Raw genomic sequence first — 23938 nt, 5'->3', positions numbered from 1 at the left:
TGATGGTCCTATATGAAGTGTCACCGCTGCCCAATACATTATTCATCCTTTTCACCTTGCAGGTTAAGCGAGCCAAGATAACGCCACTCAAGGGCAAGGAGGAGCATGATGGCCCTATATGAGGTGTTACTGGTTCCCACCAGCGTTTTACTACTATTGTTGCTGTGCGCTGCCTGGTCTACCTGGCTCGAGAGACGATTGCTCGCGGTCTGGCAAGATAGATTGGGGCCCAATCGGGTCGGCCCTATGGGACTCTTGCAAGTGGTTGCCGACATGATAAAAATTTTTACCAAGGAAGATTGGGTCCCTCCCTTCGCCGATAAAGCCTTGTTCATTATCGCGCCGATGATCCTGATGATAATGACCTTACTCGGGTTCGCCATCATACCTTTCTCCCCGAATATCCAGATAGCCAATTTCGATAATGCCTTGCTGTTCATCCTGGCGCTGAGCTCACTGTCGGTTTACAGCATCATGCTAGCTGGTTTCTCCTCCAACAGTAAATATGCCCTGCTGGGCGCGATGCGAACCGCGGCTCAGATGCTGTCTTATGAGGTGTTTATGGGGCTGGCTCTGATGGGCGTTGTCATCATCACAGGCAGCTTTAGCCTCAACGATATAGTGGCGGCTCAGGAAAATTACTGGTTTATTCTGAGTCAGCCCCTTGGTTTTGTGCTGTTTCTTATCGCGGGCGTGGCGGAGAGTCATCGTGCTCCCTTCGATCTTCCCGAGGCCGAAACTGAGATAGTGGCAGGATTTCATACCGAGTATTCCAGCATGAAATTTGGCATGTTCTTCATTGGTGAGTACCTGGGCGTCATCTTTGTCTCCGCGCTCATAACCACTCTCTATTTTGGTGGCTGGCAAGGGCCAGTGCTGCCCCCTATTATCTGGTTCCTGTTAAAAACAGGATTCTTCGTGGTGTTCTTCATTTTGCTGAGAGCCGCCATACCCAGGCCCAGATACGATCAACTGATGCGACTCGGCTGGGCGGTATTATTGCCTCTCACTTTACTCAACCTGCTGTTAACCGCCCTATGGCAGTTAACACTTGGTTTCTAACAGGAGAGTGGATCATGCTTAGCCAAATAAGAACCTTGATCACCATCTTGAAGCATACCTTCACCCCCGCCGATACGGTGCAGTATCCGGAGCAGAAACCTTACCTATCTCCCAGGTATCGAGGCCGAATTGTGCTGACTCGAGATCCCGATGGTGAGGAACGTTGCGTCGCTTGCAATCTCTGCTCAGTCGCCTGTCCCGTCGATTGTATCTCGGTAGAAAAAACCGAGAAACCCGATGGCCGCTGGGAGGCTAAGACCTTCACCATCAACTTTTCCCGCTGCATCATGTGCGGCTTCTGCGAAGAGGCCTGTCCGACCCACGCGATTCAACTCACGCCTGATTTTGAAATGGCGGAATATGACAGGCAAAACCTGGTCTACGAGAAGCATCACCTGCTGATTTCTGGCCCGGGTAAGTATCACGAGTATAATTTCTATAAAGTCAGTGGTAAGGCGATAACGGGCAAGGCTAAAGGTGAAGCCATCGACGAGCAAGCTCCCATCAATGTCAGGAGTCTGTTGCCATGATTGACATTATATTTTTCATCACAGCCGCCGTCGCCATCATATCGGCACTTCTCACCGTCAGCGCCCATAATGTGGTACATGCTCTGCTGTATCTGGTCACCATGATGTTGGCTATCGCGCTGATTTTCTTCCTGCTAGGTTCACCTTTTGCCGCTGCACTACAGATCATTGTCTACGCAGGCGCCGTCATGGTGCTATTCGTATTTGTCACCATGATGCTCCACCAAGGTGAGCGCAGCTTAGCCGCCGAGCGGCTACTGTTTAATCCTAAGGTGGCTAAAGGTCCCCTGATATTATCAGCGCTATTGGTCATAGAGCTCATCTTGATATCCCTAGGCTCGGTTGGCCTACATCAAGAGATACTCACTAGCCTATTACCTGTGAATCAAACGGTGAAACAGCTGGCCATACAGCTCTTCGGCTCCTATCGGGTTCTGGTCGTGTTAGCTGCCATCATGCTGCTGGCCGCACTCGTCAGTGCCATCCACATAACCAAGCAAGGCAGCACACCGCATCCAGCGTCATCAAGTTCAGTCAAAGACCTGGATACTGAATCTAAGCAGGCACTAAGCTTAGGTTCTAGCGAATTCACCCCAGACGTCAGTGTTAACTACATAACCAAACAAGGTGGCACAGCGTCACCCAATTCAGCCAACGACCCTGAGCCGGATACTGAATCTAAGCAGGCACTAAGCTTAGGTTCTAGCGAATTAACCCTCGCCGAAATTGAACCGAGTCAGGCACAGACGAACAAGCAAACCCGAGGTGAACACAGATGATAGAGATCACTTGGGTACTGGTGTTAAGTGGTGTGCTGTTCGCTATCGGCCTGTTCGGCTTACTTAGCCGCCGAAATTTACTCTTTATGCTGATCTCACTGGAAATCATGCTCAATGGCGTAGCCCTGATATTTGTCGCCGCCTCGAATCTGCATGGCAATGTCGATGGGCAACTCATGTACCTATTCATCCTCACACTGGCCGCCTGTGAAGTTGCTGTTGGCCTGGCTTTGGTTATTCATATTTACCGGCAACAGCAAGATCTTGATGTCGATAAACTCACTAAGCTGAAGGGATAATATGAACAGTCTATTTATAAATGATCTATTGATGAATAACCTGTTGATGGCCATCCCATTGCTTCCCCTTTGCAGCGCGGCAATATTAATTTTAGTTCAGCCCAATGATCGGTGGACAAGAATACTGGGGGTGAGCTCTGTGAGCCTGGCAGCCCTGTTAGCCCTTATACTCAATGTGCAAGTCTGGGATGAAGAGGTGTTTATCATTCAGACTTCCTTGGGTGAGTGGCTCAATATAGGCGCTCCAGCATTAGTGTCTTCGGAGTTAGCCACTCAAAATCCAGGATCACTAAACCTGAACTTTGGCCTGTATCTGGACCCCTTATCCCTGGTGATGATCACCATCATCTGCTGTATCGGCGCCCTGATCCATATCTATTCGGCAAGTTATATGATCCAAGATACCGACCAATGCCGCTTCTTCGCTTACTTAAACCTGTTTGTGTCTTCCATGCTGATTCTGGTGCTTGCCGACAATCTGGTGGTCCTCTATCTGGGATGGGAAGGCGTGGGCCTGTGCAGCTATCTCTTGATCGGTTTTTGGTATCAAAAGACTGACAATAACAAGGCCGCCAACAAGGCTTTTATCATCACCCGCATCGGTGACACCGCCATGTTAATCGGAATTATACTGCTTTTTTATCAGTTCGATACCGTCAATATTCAGCAGATACAGCAGCAATCTCAAACACTTCTACAGGCTAATACCGTGGGAGGAAACCAATTAATTGCACTTTCATGCTTGCTCTTATTTGCAGGCGCCGCGGGAAAGTCGGCGCAGATGCCATTACACTCCTGGTTACCCGATGCCATGGCCGGCCCAACACCAGTTAGTGCGCTCATTCACGCGGCGACTATGGTGACCGCTGGCGTATACTTGATCGCAAGAAATGATGCCCTGTACCAACTCGCCCCTCAAGTATTGCTTTTTATCGCCGTTATTGGGGTATTGACCCTACTCCTTGGCGCGACTTCGGCACTGTTTCAAACGGATCTTAAACGCATATTGGCCTACTCGACCATCAGTCAGCTTGGTTATATGTTTTTAGCCTTAGGCGTCGGCGCCGCATCCACGGCAATCTTTCATCTGATGACCCATGCATTTTTCAAGGCCCTGCTGTTTCTCAGTGCCGGGGCATTGATCTATTGCATGAATCATGAGCAAGACATAATGAAGATGGGCGGCCTGAGTAAGAAGCTGCCTTTACTGGCTCTAAGCTTTGCCATAGGCTGCGCCGCCCTGGCCTCTTTGCCCATGACATCAGGATTTTTCAGCAAGGAATTAATTTTACAGCAGGTGGCAATGGCTGAGCAGCCCCTCCTATGGTGGGGAGCCTTATTAGGCGCATTATTTACCGCGCTATACAGTGCCAAGTTATTCTTTATTATCTTTATGGGAAAACTTGGCCATGCGCCTAGCCATAAAACCCCTACGGTTATGGCTGCAGTCCTCGTGGTCTTGATGACTCTCGCCTTACTCGGCGGCATACAGCCACAAGGCGTCTTGCACCTGTTTGGCGAGTTAACCCTTAGCTCATCTTCAAGCCTGACGCCTCTCGAACATGGCTTACCTATTCTAGTGCCGTTAATCGGTGTGATCTTAGCTTGGTTTCTGTTTGGTCAAACCAACAGAGATAAACCCGTCAATAAAGTAAGTTTAAGCCGTTTTATACGTTCAGGCTGGGGCTTCGATGCCTTGTTCACTCGCGTTTTTATCACACCTTTTAAAAAACTCACTTTCCTCAATCGCCATGACATTATTGATGCCAGTTTTCGAGCACTCGAGACCGTTAGCTACCGCCTCCACCTGATGTTCAATCGGCTGCAAACGGGGCAACTTAGAGGCTACAGCGCCAGTCTGATCTTATTCAGCATCTTAGCTATCGCATGGGGAGTCATAAGATGACGTTATCTTTGTTAATCTTAATTCCACTCCTGGGCGGACTGCTGGCCTGGTACAGTCAAGGCTTTAATCCAAACTTGCCACGCAGAATATCTCTGTTCACACTCCTGGGCAGCTTGGCCTATATAGGGATTTTGACATTAACCAGCCCACTTGCCCGAAGCAGTCAGTGGCTTTTCGATGAGAGCCATGTCTGGATTGACAGGTTTAACATCACGGCTCACTTTTCCATGGATGGCCTTAGCCTGATCTTGATATTACTAACCCTATTGATGGGCCTAGCCGCCCTCTCTTCGGCCTGGAGTGAGATTGACAAACATCAGGGATTCTTCTACTTCAATTTTCTCTGGACCTTAGCCGGGATCATAGGTGTTTTTCTGGCGATGGATCTGCTGCTCTTCTTCGTCTTCTGGGAAGTCATGTTGGTTCCCATGTATTTTCTTATTGCCATATGGGGACATGAAAACCGTCGATATGCTGCGCTGAAATTCTTCTTATTTACCCAGGCTGGCGGATTATTGATGCTACTGAGCACCATAGCCTTAGTCGTATTCCATTATCAGGAAACCGGCCAGCTTAGCTTCAACTACCATGTGTTAATTCTCGCACCCATCGCTTCCCCTACGGCCATCTGGATCTGTTTAGGTTTTATTATCGCTTTTCTGGTCAAGCTGCCCGCCTTTCCCTTTCACCCCTGGTTACCCGATGCCCACACCCAAGCCCCCACTCCGGCGAGTATTATATTGGCGGCAATACTCTTAAAGACAGGTGGTTACGGCATCATACGATTCGTACTGCCCCTGTTTCCCGACGCGGTGCAGTTTTGGTCGCCACTGATGATGAGCCTCGCCGTTTTGAGCATCATCTACGGCGCCTTGATGGCTTTTTCTCAACATGACTTGAAACGCATAGTGGCCTACTCGAGTGTGAGCCATATGGGCTTCGTACTCTTAGGTTGCTTTAGCCTGAACATGATTGCACTTCAGGGCGCTGTGATGCAGATGCTCGCCCATGGTCTGAGCAGCGCGGCTCTGTTTATGTTAGTCGGCCTGATACAACAAAGGCTTCATAGCCGGGATCTGCATCAATTTTCCGGCTTATGGCGCTATTTTCCTCAACTGAGCGCCATGGGACTCTTCTTCGCCATCGCCTCCCTAGGCATGCCGGGGTTGGGCAATTTTATCGGAGAATTTCTCGTACTGGTCGGCGCCTTAGAACAGCACGCTAGTTTTGCCGTTCTAGCCTCCTTGGGCTTGATACTTGGCGCTGTGTATTCCCTGCGCATGATTCAAAAGAGTTTCTTCGGGCCTTTTCAAACCCGAGGCTCAGACTTGGATGACCCAGCCTCCACAGTTGACACAGAAATAGCCCTCACATCGACAAGTGATCAAGTAAGCGCCAAAGTGGCTCCCCTCTCAAAACCGCCTACCCTCTCCAGCCCATACCCAGATCTTAGCCTGAAGGAGAAGTTGACTCTCATGTCAATCGCAGCTGGCTTGATACTTTTGGGGATACACCCACAACCACTATTGGACATGCTAGAGCAACCATTAGCCCAAGTACTTGCGCTATACGCCATAACAGGAAGTGCACTATGAGTAACCACTACCTTCCGGCAGGCATATTGTTGAGCACAATTTTGATCTTGCTACTGAGTATTGCCTTAAAACGCTCGCACATTCATGCTTTTTTGATCACAGGTGTGGGCTTAATTGGCGCTTGTCTGGTTCAAGTGTCCTTGATTGAAGCCCCTGCCACGTCTGAGCTACTATTTATTTTCACCCCGGTAAATGCCCTTGTCTCTGCTGGATTATTAGTCATCTTAGTCTTTCTCTGGTCTCAGCTTTATCATTGGCTGGATAAGTCGGATAACACCAATGAAGAGTATTATCTGCTGTTATTGACGGCCAGTCTGGGCGCTGTGTCCATGATTGCCAGTCAGCATTTCGCCAGTTTCTTCCTGGCCTTAGAACTAATGAGCCTCTCTTTCGTCGGGCTTATCGCCTATTCAAATAACAATCCTAATAGTCAGGAAGCCGGAATTAAATACCTAGTGCTATCGGCCGGCGCTTCGGCTTTGATACTCATGGGAATCGCGCTCATCTATCTGCAAACGGGCAGCCTGACATTTGATGCAGTGTCTACAAACAAGCTGCAGCACCTAGCGAGTTCGCCGCTGAATTTAACCACTAGCGGGATGATCTTTATTCTCACAGGACTTTGTTTCAAACTGTCTCTGGTACCTTGTCATCTGTGGGTCGCAGACATTTTTGAAGGAGCTCCTCTGCCCACTACGGCCCTCTTGGCTATCGTCTCGAAATTGTCAGCTTTTATCGTGTTATGGAGGATGTTCAGTTATGGAGAGTGGCAAACCGATAGCACAATTTTAGACGTCATCGCCCTAGTCGCGGTCGCATCTATGCTTATTGGTAACTTGTTAGCACTGCAGCAAGATAGACTGCTGCGAATATTGGCCTTCTCCTCTATCTCTCACTTTGGTTATCTACTGATTATGTTGTTATTACTCGAGGGTAATGCCAGCCTGCTAAATGATATAAGCTTTAATCTTGAAGCAATGGTTTTTTATCTACTCGCCTATATGATCACCTTAACAGGTACCTTCTCAGTGTTAATGCAGCTGGAAAATACCACCTCAATCAAGCAATTAAGCGGCCTTTTCTGGCGACAACCCCTGCAGGCAACATGTTTAAGTGTACTCATGCTGTCTTTAGCCGGGATACCATTAACCATAGGATTTATGGGAAAGTTCTATCTTGTCGCTGCAGCCATCTCCGGCCAGCTTTGGTGGCCGATGAGCTTCTTGGTGATTGCCAGTGTGATAGGCCTTTATTTCTATCTTAGGATCATCATGATCATGTTAGCTAAAACTGAAAGCGCCTCTGTCCCATGTAAACTTGATATAAGGGAAAAAGTGACTTCTTGGGTCATTATCATAACCGTCATAGGTGTAGGAACATTTCCAAGTGTATTTGCCGACATGCTCGAGGCTGTCACCCACTGACTGGTGTTATTAACGACAAGTACAGGCTGCATCACAAGTTAATATAAAAGTACAAATAAACTCGGATAAATCATACTGTTATTTTCTTCCAACATGATAGAGTGACTTGCGCTTTTACTTATATAACCGAGTCTACATTTATTATGCCTTTCTATCAGTCTCCACAGGATATCAGTGCTTTCGATGCAAAATTTGAAGCACAAAAAATTGCTTTCGCCCCTATCAGTTTTCAAGTCGCACGCTGTTTACTCAAATTTGGCATATTAGAGCAGATAGATGCTGCGGGTAAATCTGGCTGTTTGCTCGAAGATATTCAACACAGCACCCAGTTATCTGAATATGCTGTCAGCGTATTACTGGATATGGGCCTGAGTATGAGACTCGTTTGGCATAAAGATGAACGTTATCGCTTGGATAAGATTGGTTTCTTCCTGCTACACGATGATATGGCCAAGGTTAACCTGAATTTTGTCCATGATGTTTGCTACCAAGGTGTATACGAGTTAGAGGCATCACTCGTCGAAGGCAAGCCAAAGGGACTAAAAGTATTCGGTGATTGGGAGACTATCTACCCCACTCTCAGTGAATTACCCGAGCAAGTAAAACAAAGTTGGTTCGAATTCGATCACTACTATTCAGATCATGCTTTTGGCCAGTTACTGCCATTAATATTTAAAAACCAGCCTAAACATATCGTCGACGTCGGCGGTAATACCGGAAAATGGGCACTGGCATGCACAGGCTATAACAGCCAGGTCAATATCACCATCATGGACCTCCCCGGTCAGCTGAAAGTCGCCTTAAAAAATGCTAAGAATAAAGATGTAGCCGACCGAGTCCAGGGGTATGAATGCAACCTCCTCGATGAGTCACAAGCTTTCTGCCGTGAGGGCGACCTTTATTGGATGAGCCAATTTTTGGATTGCTTCTCCAAGCCGCAAATATTAAGTATTCTGAAACGGACTGCACTGAGTATGACGACGCTAAGTGAGCTGTGTATATTAGAAACTTATTGGGACAGGCAACCGTTCGAGGCCGGCGCATATTGTGTCAATGCCACCTCTATCTACTTCACCGCCATGGCAAATGGTGACAGTAGAATGTATCACTCTAAAGATATGTTGAGTCTCATCTCCCAAGCCGGTCTGTATGTCGATGAGGATATCGATGACATTGGACTCGGGCATACCTTATTACGTTGTAAGCTAAAACCAAGCTAATATGGAGTCTATTTAGTCATACATAATTAAATTAAATTGAACTCATGATTAACTAGAATCAAATATTTTTAATGAGTCTATTCCCTTAACATTAAGTCATCACTTAATAACTAGGGAGTAGAAATGAAATCTACTTTTAACCTCCTTTCTCACCGAGTCTCTCGTTTACCAAGCCCTATGGCCGGCTTAGCACTTGCTATCGCTAGCCTAGGTTGGGCATGGGAGAGTATGCTTCCAGCTATGGGAGGTCGAGGCCAAATCATCAGCGCTGCTATTGCGGCTATCTTGCTTGCAAGCCTGGTGATTAAATTTGTACTTCACCCAAAGGTTTTACATGAGGAGCTCACTCACCCGGTCATAGGCAGCGTGATCCCAACGTTTGCCATGGCGCTTATGGTCATTTCAAACTCCATCGGTCAATACTCAGCAGCTACAGGTCAAATAATCTGGTTACTAGCCATAATCATCCACTTGGTCTTCCTCAGTATGTTTGTTTTCTATAGAGCCATAGATTTTAAGTTAGAGCATATGGTACCAAGTTGGTTTGTGCCGCCTATTGGTATCATAGTCGCCGCCGTAAGCTTCCCTAGTCATGCTGAGTCGGCAGCTCAAAATCTTCAGTGGATTGCTAACGGCACATTAAACTTCGGTATGCTGTGTTACCTCGTCATGTTACCAATCATGCTATACCGCCTGATATTTTGTGCCCCCATTGCCGATGCAGCTAAACCCACCATTGCCATACTGGCTGCCCCCGCCAGTTTATCTTTAGCCGGTTACCTGACGATTAGCACCCAGCCTTCGATTGTTGTTGTCGCACTTCTGCTCAGCATTGCAGTCTTAATGACGTCGGTTATCTATCTGGCCTTCTTTCATTTGTTAACACTGCCCTTCTCACCTGGCTATGCTGCATTTACCTTCCCTATGGTCATAGGCGCAACAGCTCTGTTCAAGACCTACTACTGGCTAACTGAGACCTATGGAATGAATCAATTCACCAGCCTTATCCAGCAAGCAGCAGAGGGCGAACTGTTTATCGCAACCGCAGTGGTCATATATGTCGCCTATCGTTACTTATCTCACTACAGTCCTAGTGCTTGGAGAGCATAAATATCTACACGGAAACAGGTACTGCTCAACTATTTATTACATATCATTCAGTATTTTCCACAGCCATCAATTTATGATGGCTGACTTTCTGTCTTCTAATATTGATTTCCTCTGATCACAAGTCGCTTACAAAAACAACAAACTCAAACATTAAACTTATTTACAAATACATCAAACTTGTAAAATTGATGATATTTCAAACAAACTAAAAACAAAACAAGGAGATCAAAATGGTGACCAAAATCACAAGATGATTATATTTGTTTCAATCGAATACTTTTTTCACGATTATCCGGTTAACCATATGTTACCGATTTAACCCAGGGAAACATTTATAAAGCTCTCCGAACAAATAGAAACAGAATATAAAATGCCCAAAGATTAACACACCCATTATAATTGTAACCTAAGCCATTGATTAACAGATTTACAACAGCCTGAAGTGTTGCGAGAAAGGGGTGGGCAAGTTAACCAAAAGTAGTAATGCGCTTTAATCCTTCTCGTTTACATACCATTGCAGATGTTATCACTACGTGCTTATATCCCACTCCTAGCAACATTAATCAATATTCGTTTAATAAAATTAACAAGCGTATGACTGATTGCATTTGTTGCTATATAAAAATTAAAACCAAATTATTAAAAACATAATAAGTGTCAGGGAGAACAAAATGCTGCCAAACTCAAAAATGGCTAAAGCTGTACGTTTTGCATTAATTAGTGGTGCTGCAACTGCCGCATTAACTGCGCCAGTCGTATTTGCTGCAAGTGATGATGAAAAAGTAGAAAGAATTCAAGTTACTGGTTCACGTATAAAACGTACTGACTTAGAAGGATCTTCACCGGTAACGACTATTACCGCTGCTGATATGGAAAAAACTGGCGCTATGTCAGTCGCCGATGTTTTACGTCGTAGTAACTTAAACACCTTCGGCTCAAGCGCCGAATCATCGGGTAGCTCTTGGCAGAGCCAAGCTAATATCAACTTGCGTGGTGCTGGAGCAGACAGAACTTTGGTTCTTCTAAACGGCAAACGTATGCCTGGTTCACCGACTATGGGTGGCACAGCAGTTAACTTAAACACCATTCCTACTGCCGCTATTGAACGCATCGAAATCCTTTCTGATGGTGCTTCAGCTGTTTATGGTTCTGATGCCGTTGCTGGTGTTGTTAATATTATCCTTAAGAAAGATTTTGAAGGACTAGAGATCTCCGGTACGGGTACTAACCCTCAACAAGCTGGTGGTGAAGAGTGGAAAACTCACATCATAGGTGGTACGAGCAGCGACAAGGGCAGTCTAACTTTCTCATTCGAACATCAGAGTCGTGAAATTATCTTCCAACGTGATCGTTGGTTCACAAGCTCTACTAACACATTAGCAGAGAAATATGCCGATACGACGGGTGTTTCTGCATATGCCCGTAACTTTTTGGATATGACTTCAGGACAGTTTAGCCCAATGGCTGCCTGTGATAACAAAAAAATGGTCGGTGGCGGCCATGTTTACGATTATGGTGATGGCGATTATATCTGTGGTTATGACTACACCTCAGAAGCAGCCGATCACGCCGCGCGTAAGTATACTGCAGGTTATGTAACTGCAAATTACGAGCTATCTGACGAAATCATGTTTGAAACTCAAGGCCTATTCTCACGTAACGAGACTTTCGGTCGTTTCGCTCCTGCAGCTGGCTGGTTTAATGTTGATGCTGGTCAAGTTGATATTCAAAATTACTCAGCCGATGGTACTAACACTGGCACAAGTAAAAATGAAAATGATGGCCGAGTTTACTATCGTTTCACCGACGTAGGTACCCGTGATTCATCTACAATCGATTACAGCACAGATATCCAAGTTGGTTTAGTCGGTGAGCATGATGACTTTGGCTGGGATTTCACTTATCACTATAATCTAGCTGAAAATAGCAACTACGGTAAGGGCTATGTACACCGTCCAACTGTTGAGGCTATGGTTAAGAGTGGTGAATTTAATTTCGGTCCAGAAGGAAACAGTGAGGCTGTTGTTGCTGCAATAAGCCACGATACCCTTAAGCAAGATATCATGGAATTCCAAAGTGTGAATGCTGGTATCAACTTCGAAGCTATCGATCTTCCTGCTGGCATAGTTGGTTGGTATGTGGGTACTGAATTTATGCAGTACAAATATGAAGCTAACGTCGATGCCGAAACCGCTGCAGGTGAAGTCATCGGATCTTCGGGTAACGGTTCAGGCGGAGATCGCGATGTATTTGCAGTCTTTGCAGAGAGTATCATTCCCGTTACTGATGATCTGGAACTCAACCTTGCATTCCGCTACGACAAGTATTCAGACTTTGGCTCAGCAACGACTCCTAAGATTGCACTTAGATACCAGCTAATTGAAGATGTTGTATTACGTGCATCATGGGGCCAAGGCTTCCGTGCACCGGCATTATCAGATCTTTATGCTGCCGATTCTTTCAGTGCAGATTCAGCAACCGATTATCACTATTGTGAACAGCAAGGAACGTCTACTACAGACTGTAAAGCTAAGCAATATGACGTAACTCGTACGGCTAACTCTGAGCTACAGCCTGAAACATCTGATTTCTATAATCTTGGTGCAATCTGGAACATCACAGACAACTTCAGTACTAAAGTTGAATATTACAATTTAAGTATCGATGATGTGATCACGTTTATCACTCTTGACTCTTTGCTTAAAGAAGAGAAGAAAGTCGGCTACGGTAACTTGGCTCTAGGTGATATCAAACGTGTGGGTAATAATGCAGATGGTAAAATCTTGTCTGCAACGACCCCACAGGTCAACGGTAATGGCTTCGATACTTCTGGTATCGATTTCAACTTAACCTATTCTGGCTTAGAAACTGCCGCTGGTGATTTTGGCTCAACATTCGATCTAACTTACATCATCTCTTTCGATGATGAAGAGTACTTCAACGGACCAGTAAACAACCAAATTGGTCGTAATGGCATGCCAGAGTACCGCTTCACTTGGGTTGTTGATTGGGCATATGGTGATCACTCAGCTTCACTATTGACTCAATACATTGATGGACAATCTGAAAAAACAGATCCAAATACCTATGAGCAAATAGGAAGTCTTTCATCACAAACAACATTCGATGCAAGCTATAGTTACATGGCTGCATGGAATGGTAAGTTTACCTTAGGTGTGCGTAACATCACCAATGAAGATCCAGTTCTAGATTCAGATCTAGAATATGATTCATCTCTTTATAATCTATACGGACGTACATACACAGCGTCTTATACACAAAAATTCTAAAAAAGATAATTTTTGACAAAAGCCTAGGTTATTCCTAGGCTTTTTTAACTCAGTTAATATGATTTTAAACAGAAAAACGGCATCATTTGATGCCGTTTTTCTATTAATCTATCTAATCATACTGGCATTAACTAAAACCTAAATAGTGTGCCCCTACGACCACTAAGCTTGATACAACAAACAATCCAAGCATAAAACGCCAGATAAACTTAAGCCAATCCCCCCAATCGACGCGACACACACCTAAGGTCGCCATCAAGGATGCCGATGTCGGAACCAAGACATTTGTAAAACCATCTCCCAACTGAAACGCAAGCACGGCCACCTGCCTGGTCACACCCACAATATCGGCCAATGGCGCCATTAAAGGCATCGTCAGAGCAGCCTGTCCCGAGCCAGAGGTCACGAAGAAATTAAATACCGACTGGAACAGCAACATAAACCAGGCAGAAAGAGCGTTAGGTAATTGGCCAATGACGTTACCTGCACTGTTTAAAATAGAATTAAGCACGCTAGGTTCAGTTGGACCACCGCCGCCGAGTAAGATAAGAATGCCTGAAGCACAACCAACTAACACGGCAGGTTCAAGCATAGTGCCTGCGCCTTGCTTAAAGCTGGTCGCCACTTTATTGATTGTCATGCCATTAAGCTTGAATATCACGCCTATCGAGCCTATCACTATACCCATGGTAAAAAACTGGCTGGCGATCTCGGGAATAAACCAAGCCTGAGTCACCACGCCCCAGATCACCCAAGCAACAGTCGCAACAATCGACAGTAATACTAAGATGTCGCCGATATTGAAACGACTATCTAAGCTAGCTTTACTCTGGTTATCCCTAAAATAAGCATCCGAATGGTAACTAAGGGAGAGTGAAGGTGTTTGTTTGATCTTCTTAGCATAGCTCATGGTGAATGCCAGCCCCATCAGGGTGAATCCTGCCCACATGATCACTCTCATACCCGAGCCCGATAGCACAGGTATACCGGCTATCCCTTGGGCGATGGCTACACTAAATGGATTCATCCATGAGCTGGCAAACCCAATCTGGGTCGCCACATAGGTAACCATCACGGTCGTTATGCCATCGTAGCCCAGTCTTATCATCAGGGGACAGATGATTATCGCGAAGGCAATAGCCTCCTCCCCCATGCCGAACACGGCGCCGCCGAGAGAAAACAAACTAAATATAGCCGGAATAAACAGCATCTCATTACCACGGGTCTTATCGATAAGCCTTAAGATGCCATTATCTATGGTGCCCGTTGCCATCACGACTCCGAACGAGCCGCCAATCACCAGCATAAACATGATGACGCCGATGGCGCTACCCCATTTGGAGCCTGAGACAAGACCTTCGAAAGCGAAGTTAAAGAAACCTGCGCCACCGCCTCCTTCAAACAGCGCAACAGGCTGAAGTTTAGGATCGCCATGCTCGTCTAGGATATATTGAAATGAACTTGGATCGACAACGACTCGCGACTTTTCAACACCATCGGCTAAATAATTGACCTCTTGAGTATCGAAGGCCCCAATAGGGACAAAATAGGTTAAAACCGCAGCCGCCAATGCAACGAAAAAAATGATAACTAAGGTATCTGGCATCTGCCATGTAGAGATGTTTTTGACCGCTTGGGCTTTACCAATTGAGCTCGTCTGTTCCATATTTACAGCCATTTATTCTTATAATATGGACGCAATATAAACTAAATTAACACTTGCCTCAAAGCGATAACACACAGAAGCAATGTGTAGTCTCAAATTAATGAGCCCATTATCGAATCATAAATATCACTACCACCATCTTGCAGTACAAATTATCCGCTAACAAGCTAACCTGATCTGCAAACTTAAAGACTATTACCAATTGATTTAATCTTGAACAGATCTATCCTAATCGATTGAAATTATTTAAATATAAATATAAAAACCTTCTCTGTTCGTTATTATTTTCGATATTAATAATACTCACTAGAATACATGAAGCAAATTACGTGCCTAAAGTATCCCTTTATTAGGCTTACCTATACAATTGTTACCTTGCTCGCAAAATTTTGATTATCAAAGCCAGTAGCCCAGACAAGGAGTGCCGTCATTTTCAGATTGTGTTATCATCTCCGTGGTAAATTGGTCTTACCAATTTAAGATCGAGTGTTAATGAACCACAGCTAGATTCAAGTAAAGATCAAGCATTGACAAAGGAACATTCTGTAAATAAATTACACTTTTCGAGTTTTAGGCCGCAATTTGACCAAGATCACGAAATTTAATTACACCTTTTTTATACTGGCTTTATCGGGAACAAATTTACTCACTTAGCGGTTCCATTAACCAAGGATCAATCTTATATTGGTTGAAAAAACCAATATAAGGCAATTAAAAGGCGAAACATGAAAAATAGTCCGAGTCCGTTTGATGCTAATACTCCAGCAGCCACCGCACTAAAAGTGGAAGATGCTGCCGTTATTAAAGTCAACCGAGACACAGTGTCTACGCTGATCCTGGCGATGACGGCCGGCATGTTTATCGGTTTAGCCTTTATCTTCTATGTCGTTGCCACGGCAGGAGGCAGCATTCTTCCCTACGGACTCAATAAACTCATCGGTGGTCTCTGTTTTAGCCTGGGCCTGATGTTAGTTGTCGTTTTGGGAGGCGAGCTATTTACCTCTACCGTATTGACCATTACTGCCCGCGCCAGCAAACGTGTTACCACTAAAGCGTTAATGCGTAACTGGGGGCTGGTTTATCTGGGCAACTTTATCGGTGCCATGCTCTTAGTCGGTCTCATGATCGCCGCTAAGCATTATGAGGCGGGACACGGGCTGATTGGCCTAGGTTACTTACAGACAGCTCAAGCTAAACTAAACCATACATTCGGACAAGCCTTTGCCTTAGGCATCATGTGTAACATCATGGTTTGTCTGGCTGTTTGGATGGCCTACGCTGGAAAAACCGTCACCGACAAGTTGCTTGCCGTTGTATTACCCGTTGCCATGTTTGTCGCCGCAGGTTTTGAACACTGCATAGCAAACATGTTTCTTATTCCGATGGCGATTTTTACTAAGCAAGTTGCAACAGCCGATTTTTGGGCAAGCGCGGGGATAGACCCTAACCAGTTTGCCGATCTAACTTGGAGTCAATTTATACTCCACAATCTCGTCCCGGTCACTTTAGGTAATATTGTGGGCGGCGCTATTTTCGTAGGACTCACTTATTGGTTTGTTTATCGCCGCCCCGCACTCGCGAAGGCACAGAACGATAATCAAGTTTAATTCTTAACAGAAGGTATTTGCGCTATGACCGAAAAAACTGAACAGTTTGCCAACGCATGGGAAGGATTCACCGCCGGCGATTGGAAATCTCAAGTCAATGTTCGTGACTTTATCCAGACTAACTACACCCCTTATGAAGGCAATGAGTCATTTTTAGCCGAAGCAACCGAAGCAACCACCAAGCTTTGGGACAAGGTGATGGTTGGGATCAAGCAAGAAAACCAGACTCATGCACCTGTGGATTTCGATACCGACAAGGTATCGACCATCACGTCCCATGAAGCCGGTTACATCGAGCAAGAGCTCGAAACCATTGTTGGCCTTCAGACAGAAGCACCGCTTAAGCGTGCCATGTTGCCAAACGGTGGTATTCGTATGGTAGAAGGTTCATGCAAGGCATACGATCGCGTACTTAACCCAGAGATTAAATATGTCTACTCTGAGCTACGTAAGACTCACAACCAAGGTGTGTTCGATATCTACACCCCGGAAATCATGGGTTGTCGTAAATCAGGCATACTGACCGGTTTACCTGACGCCTATGGCCGTGGTCGTATCATCGGTGATTACCGTCGTATCGCCCTTTACGGCATCGATTATCTGATGACCGACAAGTTCGCCCAATTCGGCTCCTTACAAGAGCGTTTCGAAACTGGTGAAGACTTAAGTGCTACCATGCAACTTCGTGAAGAGATTGCCGAGCAGCACAAGGCATTGGGTCAAATGAAGCAGATGGCTACCAGCTATGGTTTCGACATATCTAAGCCTGCAAGCAATGCTAAAGAAGCCATTCAATGGACTTACTTCGGTTATCTAGCCGCAGTAAAGAGCCAAAACGGCGCCGCCATGTCTCTTGGCCGTACTTCAAGCTTCCTCGATATCTTCATCGAACGTGATCTTAAAAATGGTACCTTGACCGAGCAGCAAGCTCAGGAGATGGTCGACCACTTCGTGATGAAGCTACGTATGGTTCGTTTCCTACGTACCCCCGAATACGATGAGCTATTCTCAGGTGATCCAATCTGGGCCACTGAATCGATTGCCGGCATGGGTCTAGATGGCCGTACTCTGGTCACTAAGTCCAGCTTCCGTTTCTTGCATACTCTGTACAACATGGGTGCGAGTCCTGAGCCAAACATCACAGTGTTATGGTCTGAGAAGCTACCGTTAGACTTTAAGAAGTACTGTGCTAAGGTCTCTATTGACACTAGCTCAATCCAGTATGAAAATGATGACCTTATGCGTCCCGATTTCGAGTCTGACGACTACGCTATCGCCTGCTGTGTTAGTCCTATGGTTATCGGTAAGCATATGCAGTTCTTCGGTGCTCGTGCTAACTTGGCCAAGACTATGCTTTATGCCATCAATGGTGGTGTCGATGAGAAGCTTAAGACGCAAATAGGTCCTAAGTCCGATGCTATCACATCAGAAGTGTTAGATTTTGATGATGTTATGGGCCGCTTGGATACCATGATGGACTGGTTAGCCACTCAATATGTGTCTGCACTCAACGCTATTCACTTCATGCATGACAAATACTCCTATGAAGCCGCCCTGATGGCACTTCATGACCGTGATGTGCGTCGTACCATGGCATGTGGTATTGCGGGCTTGTCTATCGCCGCCGATTCACTGTCTGCGATTAAGTTCGCCAAAGTTAAGCCAATCCGTGACGAAAATGGTATCGCCATCGATTTCGACATCCAAGGTGATTACCCTAAATTCGGTAACAACGATGCACGAGTCGATGACTTAGCCAGTGATCTCGTCGAACGTTTCATGGCGAAGATTCGTCATATGAAAATGTACCGCAACGCCATACCTACTCAGTCTATCCTCACCATCACCTCTAACGTGGTTTATGGTAAGAAGACAGGTACCACACCGGACGGACGCCCATCAGGTGCACCATTCGCGCCGGGTGCAAACCCAATGCATGGTCGTGACGAGAAAGGCGCTGTAGCTTCTCTGACTTCAGTAGCAAAACTGCCATTTGCTCATGCACAAGATGGTATCTCATATACCTTCTCTATCGTACCAAATGCACTCGGCAAAGATGAAGATGGCCGACGCACTAACCTTGCAGCACTTATGGACGGCTACTTCTCTCATAACGAGTCACGTGAGGGTGGTCAACATCTGAACGTCAACGTAATGAATCGTGAGATGCTCGAAGATGCCATCGTTAATCCGGACAAATATCCTCAGCTTACTATCCGAGTTTCAGGTTATGCAGTTCGCTTCAATGCCTTGACACCAGAGCAGCAGCAAGACGTTATCACACGTACCTTTACTAAGGGAATGTAATGAGCTTATCTTATATAGATGAGTCCTAGTTAACGTCAATAGAGTCAGGCTGTAGCCAAATAAACTACAGCCTAACTTAGCAAAATTAAGGAGAAATAATGACAGTAAAAGGTCGGATCCACTCACTGGAATCCTTTGGTACTGTAGACGGACCAGGCATAAGGTTTATCGCTTTTATGCAAGGTTGCCTGATGCGCTGCCAATACTGTCACAACCGCGATACCTGGGATCTTCACGGTGGACAAGAAGTCGAAGTGAAAGAGCTCATGGAACAAATTATCAGCTATCGCCCCTTCCTCGAAGCGAGTGGCGGTGGGGTAACCGCCAGTGGCGGCGAAGCTATATTGCAGGCGGAGTTTGTCTCGGCTCTATTCGCAGAATGTAAGAAAGAAGGCATTCACACTTGCCTGGATACCAATGGCTTTGTACGTAAATACACGCCTATCATAGATGAGCTGCTAGATAATACCGATCTGGTGCTGCTCGATATAAAACATATAGACGATCAAAGACACATCGACCTGACACAGGTCAGCAATCAACGCACCTTAGAGTTCGCCCAGTACCTGAATAAAAAACAACAAAAAACCTGGATACGTTATGTGGTTGTCGGTGGTTTCACCGATGATATTGGCGCGGCACAACGTCTGGCAAACTTCCTCAAGCCAATGACTAATATAGAGAAAGTTGAACTACTGCCCTATCACGAACTGGGAAAACATAAATGGGAAGCCATGGGAGAGACATATCAACTCGATAATATCTCACCACCGTCGAGTGAAACCATGGAACAGATAAAGCAGGTCTTTGTTGACGCTGGGATCAAGGCCATCTACTAGTAGAATGGATGATACTCGCTCAATATTAGTGATAAAATTAAAGCTCTTCCCAATAAGTATCGTCTAATCGCTCAAATGCCGCCTTTAATAACAGCGCCATGTCGAGATAACAAGCTCTCGGGCCAAGGGGACTATGTATGACTCCCATACTCGACAGTTTAGCGGTCAGTTGATCGCACCAATCGAGCAGAGACAGAGGCAAGGGATGGCGAGCACGCCAGCCGAGCCAAAGCAGACCTTGAACAGGTAAGCTAAGAAAAAACAGGGCAATAGTGATTGCCTGGGGCAAGAACCCCCAACCATGGATATAGACTTGACTCGTAGCAGCCAAGAGGGCGAGCACTGGCATCAAGGTCACTGCGAGTTGAGTCGCCCTGATGACCCGGTATTCGGGAAAGTAAAAACTAAGTTGTCTGACCATAGGCCAAGTCTTCATATATCGACGACCATCGCCCAGAGTTTTGATAACTTGAATGCTCAACTACGACACCTATTTATATGGATACTGCTTTTACCATAGCACATGCAGCAATAGAGCCCCAAGGCCTTGCGATAGCTAAATTAAGCAGTTCCAGGCTCCGACATAGGAGCACTTCTAGCGACTTCGGCTATTATTGCCAATGAAGTCATATTGTTCAGTGATAAATAATCACAGCATTACAAAAGGTTTAAACATGTCAAACAAACTGGTATTGGTACTTAATTGCGGTAGCTCGTCATTGAAATTTGCGGTTATCGACGCCTCTACGGGCGATGACCAGATCTCAGGTCTTGCTGAATGTTTTGGACTAGAAGACTCCCGTATCAAGTGGAAAGCCAACGGTGAGAAGCAAGTAGCCAGCCTAGGTGCATTCACCGCTCACCGCGAAGCAGTAGAATATATCGTTGATAATATCTTAAGCGCTCACCCACAAATTGCCGAACAGATCTTGGCTATCGGTCATCGTGTGGTTCATGGCGGAGAGAAATTCACTCATTCAGTCATCATAGACGAATCGGTAGTCCAAGGCATCGAAGACTGCGCTGCTCTCGCACCACTGCATAACCCGGCTCACCTTATCGGTATTCGCGCCGCCCAAGCCGCCTTCCCAAGCCAGCCTCAGGTTGCCGTATTCGATACCGCTTTCCACCAAAGTATGCCGGAAAAAGCCTTTATCTATGCCCTTCCCTATAAGCTATATCGTGAAAACAGTATACGTCGTTATGGTATGCACGGTACCAGCCACCTGTTCGTCAGCCGTGAAGCAGCTAAGGTTATCGGTAAGAATATCGAAGAGACCAATGTCATCTGTGCTCACTTAGGCAACGGCGCCTCGGTCACAGCCATCAAAGGCGGAAAGAGTGTCGATACATCCATGGGTCTCACGCCTCTGGAAGGCTTAGTCATGGGTACACGTTGTGGTGATATCGATCCATCCATCATACATCATCTTGTCAGCCGTCTAGGTTACACCTTAGATGAAGTTAACAACCTGATGAACAAGCAGAGTGGTTTGCTGGGGATCTCTGAGCTGACCAACGATTGTCGCGGCATAGAAGAAGCTTATGAACAAGGTCATAAAGGTGCCACATTGGCATTGGATATCTTCTGCTACCGCTTAGCTAAATATATCGCCTCATACACAGTGCCACTAGGTCGTCTGGACGCCTTGGTATTCACCGGCGGCATAGGCGAGAACTCAGATCTTATCCGAGCTAAGGTGCTTAACCTGTTAGAAATCTTCAGCTTCGAGGTTGATGATGAGCGTAATAAGGCTGCACGTTTCGGTAATCAAGGTCAAATCACCACAGACAAGGGTCCTATCGCATTAGTTATCCCGACTAATGAAGAATGGGTCATCGCAGAAGATGCCATGAGTCTGCTGAAGTAAATTAATACATGCAGGTTGGGGGCATATTGATTGCCTCGAGCCTGTCACGAAAGTCATTGAGTAAGCTAAATCGTTCGGCATGTTCAAATTAGAGAACATGCCATTTCGAGCGTCACCAAGAGGTTGTTATGTCTCGCAATATTATGTTAATCCCCATAGGTACAGGCGTAGGCCTCACCTCTATCAGTTTAGGTCTGGTTCGCGCCTTCGAGCACCACGGTGTTAAGGTTCGCTTCTTCAAGCCTATCGCCCAACAGCGTCCACAAGATGCGGGCCCTGAACGTTCGACCACCATCCTATGCAAGTCTCCGACAGTTAACCCACTCGAACCATTCGAGATGGAACATGCGGAAAACTTAGTTCGCGCCGATAAAATCGATGTATTGATGGAGCAGATCATCGCTCGCGTCAGTGAGTATACCGATGAAACTGAAACCTTGGTCGTTGAAGGTCTGGTACAGACCCGAAATCATCCGTTTTCCGGCGATGTTAACTATGCTATCGCCAAGGCTCTGGATGCCGATGTTATCTTTGTTGCCACACCTGGCAATGAGAGCGCTACGGCCTTGATGAACCGTTTAGAGATAGCCCATAACTCATGGGGCGGAAAGAAGAACAAACGTATCATAGGCGCCATCATCAACAAGATTGGTGCCCCGGTCGATGAGGAAGGACGCACGCGTCCGGATCTCTCAGAAGTCTTCGATCATCAGGATATCCAAAGACCCGATGCGGCAAATATGTTCCAACTACCGGGTAAGAGCTCACTGCGTATATTAGGCAGTGTGCCCTATAATCTGGATCTGGTTGCACCTCGCGCCTCCGATCTTGCCAAGCATCTTAGGGCTAAGATCATCAATGCCGGTGATATGCACACCCGCCGTCTGCGTAAAGTCACCTTCTGTGCCCGCAGTATTCCCAACATGGTCACTCACATAAAAACTGACTCGCTACTGGTCAGCTCAGGCGATCGCTCAGATGTCATCGTCGCCGCTTGTCTGGCCTCCATGAATGGTATCAAGGTCGGTGCCCTGCTGCTCACAGGCAGTTATGAGCCAGAGCCAGAGATCATGGCCCTATGTGAACAAGCCTTCGAAACCGGACTACCGGTATTCCTTATCGATACCAATACTTGGCAGACATCGCTCAACATCCAGCGCTTCGATCATGAAGTCCCAGTGGATGACGCCGTGCGCATCGAAGAGGTTCAGGAGTTCGTCGCCAGTCACATAGATCAACATTGGATTGAGTCTGCCACCAAGAACTCACCTCGTGAGCATCGCCTATCACCTCCAGCATTCAGATATAAGCTAACCGAGCTGGCGAGAGCCGCCCGCCGCACCGTAGTTTTGCCCGAAGGTAATGAGCCTCGCACTATCGAGGCGGCCAGTATCTGTGCCGAGCGAGGAATAGCTAAGTGTATCTTGCTTGGTAACAGGGAAGAGATCGAACGCATTGCAAACCAACAAGGTGTGACCTTAGGCGAAGGTATCGAGATAATCGAGCCGGAAACTGTCCGTGAACGTTACGTTGAACCTATGTTGGATCTGCGTCGTCACAAAGGACTCACTGAAGTCGTTGCTCGTGAGCAACTGGAAGACAACATGGTGCTAGGCACCATGATGGTCGCTCAAAATGAAGTTGACGGTATCGTCTCTGGCGCAGTTCATACCACAGCCAATACCATACGCCCTCCTTTACAGCTGATAAAGACAGCACCGGGAGCGAGTCTCGTCTCGTCTATCTTCTTCATGCTGATGCCAGATCAGGTATTAGTTTACGGCGATTGTGCCATCAACCCAGATCCCAATGCCGAGCAACTTGCCGATATCGCCATCCAGTCTGCCGAATCGGCTGCCGCATTCGGTATCGAGCCTAGAGTGGCTATGATCAGCTACTCTACCGGCAACTCAGGCACAGGTTCAGATGTGGATAAAGTGCGTGAAGCGACTCGAATCGCCAAAGAGAAGCGTCCTGACCTTATCATAGACGGACCACTTCAATACGATGCAGCAGTAATGCCAAATGTTGCCCTGTCTAAGGCACCTAATAGCCCTGTGGCCGGCAAGGCAACGGTATTTGTATTCCCTGATCTCAATACGGGTAATACAACCTACAAGGCGGTACAGAGAAGTGCCGACCTGATCAGTATCGGCCCTATGCTTCAGGGCATGCGCAAACCCGTCAATGACCTGTCTCGTGGCGCCCTGGTTGACGACATCGTCTACACCATAGCCTTAACAGCGATTCAAGCCTCACAAAGTGAGCAAGCTTAAATCAAGCCTGTCGGTTAACGTATAAAACAAAAAACCTCTCTAGCCACAAGCTAGGGAGGTTTTTTTAATAAGTGGATAACTAGCTCGACCAGATGACGAGAAATCATTCGAAACAGTAATGCGTCACTTTTTAACCAGCAGTTTAAGTCCATATTAA

17 protein-coding genes are annotated in these 23938 nt (G+C 46.3%); 15 read left to right on the top strand and 2 right to left on the bottom strand.

Annotated elements, in window-relative coordinates; translation table 11 throughout:
* The first annotated feature begins 105 nt into the window (after positions 1–105).
* From nuoH to FM037_RS10755, 10 genes are all read left to right on the top strand, one after another.
* The gene (gene nuoH / locus FM037_RS10800) at positions 106–1062 is read left to right on the top strand and encodes an NADH-quinone oxidoreductase subunit NuoH (protein WP_144046005.1); all 957 of its coding nucleotides are present in this window, start codon (positions 106–108) and stop codon (positions 1060–1062) included.
* Positions 1063–1076: 14 nt separating this feature from the next.
* Positions 1077–1592, top strand: a complete 516-nt coding sequence (gene nuoI / locus FM037_RS10795; RefSeq protein WP_112353248.1) for an NADH-quinone oxidoreductase subunit NuoI — start codon at positions 1077–1079, stop codon at positions 1590–1592.
* Complete coding sequence (locus FM037_RS10790; RefSeq protein WP_229381151.1) at positions 1589–2371, top strand: NADH-quinone oxidoreductase subunit J family protein; 783 nt, start codon at positions 1589–1591, stop codon at positions 2369–2371. The genes nuoI and FM037_RS10790 overlap by 4 nt, the downstream gene beginning before the upstream one ends.
* The gene (nuoK, locus tag FM037_RS10785; RefSeq protein ID WP_144046004.1) at positions 2368–2670 is read left to right on the top strand and encodes an NADH-quinone oxidoreductase subunit NuoK; all 303 of its coding nucleotides are present in this window, start codon (positions 2368–2370) and stop codon (positions 2668–2670) included. The genes FM037_RS10790 and nuoK overlap by 4 nt, the downstream gene beginning before the upstream one ends.
* Position 2671: 1 nt before the next feature.
* Complete coding sequence (gene nuoL, locus FM037_RS10780) at positions 2672–4576, top strand: NADH-quinone oxidoreductase subunit L (protein ID WP_229381150.1); 1905 nt, start codon at positions 2672–2674, stop codon at positions 4574–4576.
* A complete protein-coding gene (locus tag FM037_RS10775) occupies positions 4573–6171 on the top strand; it encodes a complex I subunit 4 family protein (RefSeq protein ID WP_144046003.1) in 1599 nt (532 codons plus the stop codon). Before nuoL ends, FM037_RS10775 begins: the two co-directional genes overlap by 4 nt.
* Entirely contained in the window at positions 6168–7595 is a 1428-nt protein-coding gene (locus tag FM037_RS10770) for an NADH-quinone oxidoreductase subunit N (protein ID WP_144046002.1), read from the top strand. Before FM037_RS10775 ends, FM037_RS10770 begins: the two co-directional genes overlap by 4 nt.
* A 143-nt stretch (positions 7596–7738) precedes the next feature.
* Positions 7739–8815: a methyltransferase gene (locus tag FM037_RS10765; protein WP_144046001.1), complete on the top strand. Its 1077-nt coding sequence runs from the start codon at positions 7739–7741 to the stop codon at positions 8813–8815.
* 123 nt (positions 8816–8938) lie between these two features.
* Positions 8939–9925, top strand: a complete 987-nt coding sequence (locus FM037_RS10760; RefSeq protein WP_144046000.1) for a TDT family transporter — start codon at positions 8939–8941, stop codon at positions 9923–9925.
* Positions 9926–10596: 671 nt separating this feature from the next.
* Positions 10597–13215 carry a TonB-dependent receptor plug domain-containing protein gene (locus tag FM037_RS10755; protein ID WP_144045999.1) on the top strand — a complete coding sequence of 873 codons (2619 nt, stop codon included), beginning with the start codon at positions 10597–10599 and terminating at the stop codon, positions 13213–13215.
* A gap of 127 nt (positions 13216–13342) precedes the next feature.
* On the opposite strand, the gene yfcC is transcribed toward FM037_RS10755, so the two are convergent.
* Positions 13343–14881 carry a putative basic amino acid antiporter YfcC gene (gene yfcC / locus FM037_RS10750; RefSeq protein WP_144045998.1) on the bottom strand — a complete coding sequence of 513 codons (1539 nt, stop codon included), beginning with the start codon at positions 14879–14881 and terminating at the stop codon, positions 13343–13345.
* Positions 14882–15606: 725 nt separating this feature from the next.
* On the opposite strand from yfcC, the gene focA reads away from it, so the two are divergent.
* The 3 genes from focA to pflA all read left to right on the top strand — a co-directional run bounded on the left by focA (position 15607) and on the right by pflA (position 19634).
* Positions 15607–16488 carry a formate transporter FocA gene (focA, locus tag FM037_RS10745; RefSeq protein ID WP_144045997.1) on the top strand — a complete coding sequence of 294 codons (882 nt, stop codon included), beginning with the start codon at positions 15607–15609 and terminating at the stop codon, positions 16486–16488.
* 24 nt (positions 16489–16512) lie between these two features.
* Positions 16513–18795, top strand: coding sequence for a formate C-acetyltransferase (gene pflB, locus FM037_RS10740; protein WP_144045996.1), 2283 nt, complete (start codon positions 16513–16515; stop codon positions 18793–18795).
* Between the two features lie 98 nt (positions 18796–18893).
* Positions 18894–19634, top strand: coding sequence for a pyruvate formate lyase 1-activating protein (gene pflA / locus FM037_RS10735; protein WP_144045995.1), 741 nt, complete (start codon positions 18894–18896; stop codon positions 19632–19634).
* Between the two features lie 37 nt (positions 19635–19671).
* Here the strand turns inward: pflA and yfbV are convergent, their stop codons facing one another.
* Positions 19672–20115, bottom strand: a complete 444-nt coding sequence (gene yfbV / locus FM037_RS10730) for a terminus macrodomain insulation protein YfbV (protein WP_144045994.1) — start codon at positions 20113–20115, stop codon at positions 19672–19674.
* Positions 20116–20308: 193 nt separating this feature from the next.
* Here yfbV and ackA point away from each other — a divergent pair, with 193 nt between their 5' ends.
* Together ackA and pta are read left to right on the top strand one after the other, a co-directional pair.
* Positions 20309–21505: an acetate kinase gene (ackA, locus tag FM037_RS10725; RefSeq protein WP_144045993.1), complete on the top strand. Its 1197-nt coding sequence runs from the start codon at positions 20309–20311 to the stop codon at positions 21503–21505.
* A 128-nt stretch (positions 21506–21633) separates the two neighbouring features.
* A complete protein-coding gene (gene pta / locus FM037_RS10720) occupies positions 21634–23781 on the top strand; it encodes a phosphate acetyltransferase (protein ID WP_144045992.1) in 2148 nt (715 codons plus the stop codon).
* The last annotated feature ends 157 nt before the right edge of the window (positions 23782–23938 follow it).

This window comes from Shewanella psychropiezotolerans (genome assembly GCF_007197555.1).
Taxonomy (GTDB): Bacteria; Pseudomonadota; Gammaproteobacteria; order Enterobacterales; family Shewanellaceae; genus Shewanella; species Shewanella psychropiezotolerans.
This window is presented reverse-complemented; position numbering and strand designations above follow the sequence as displayed.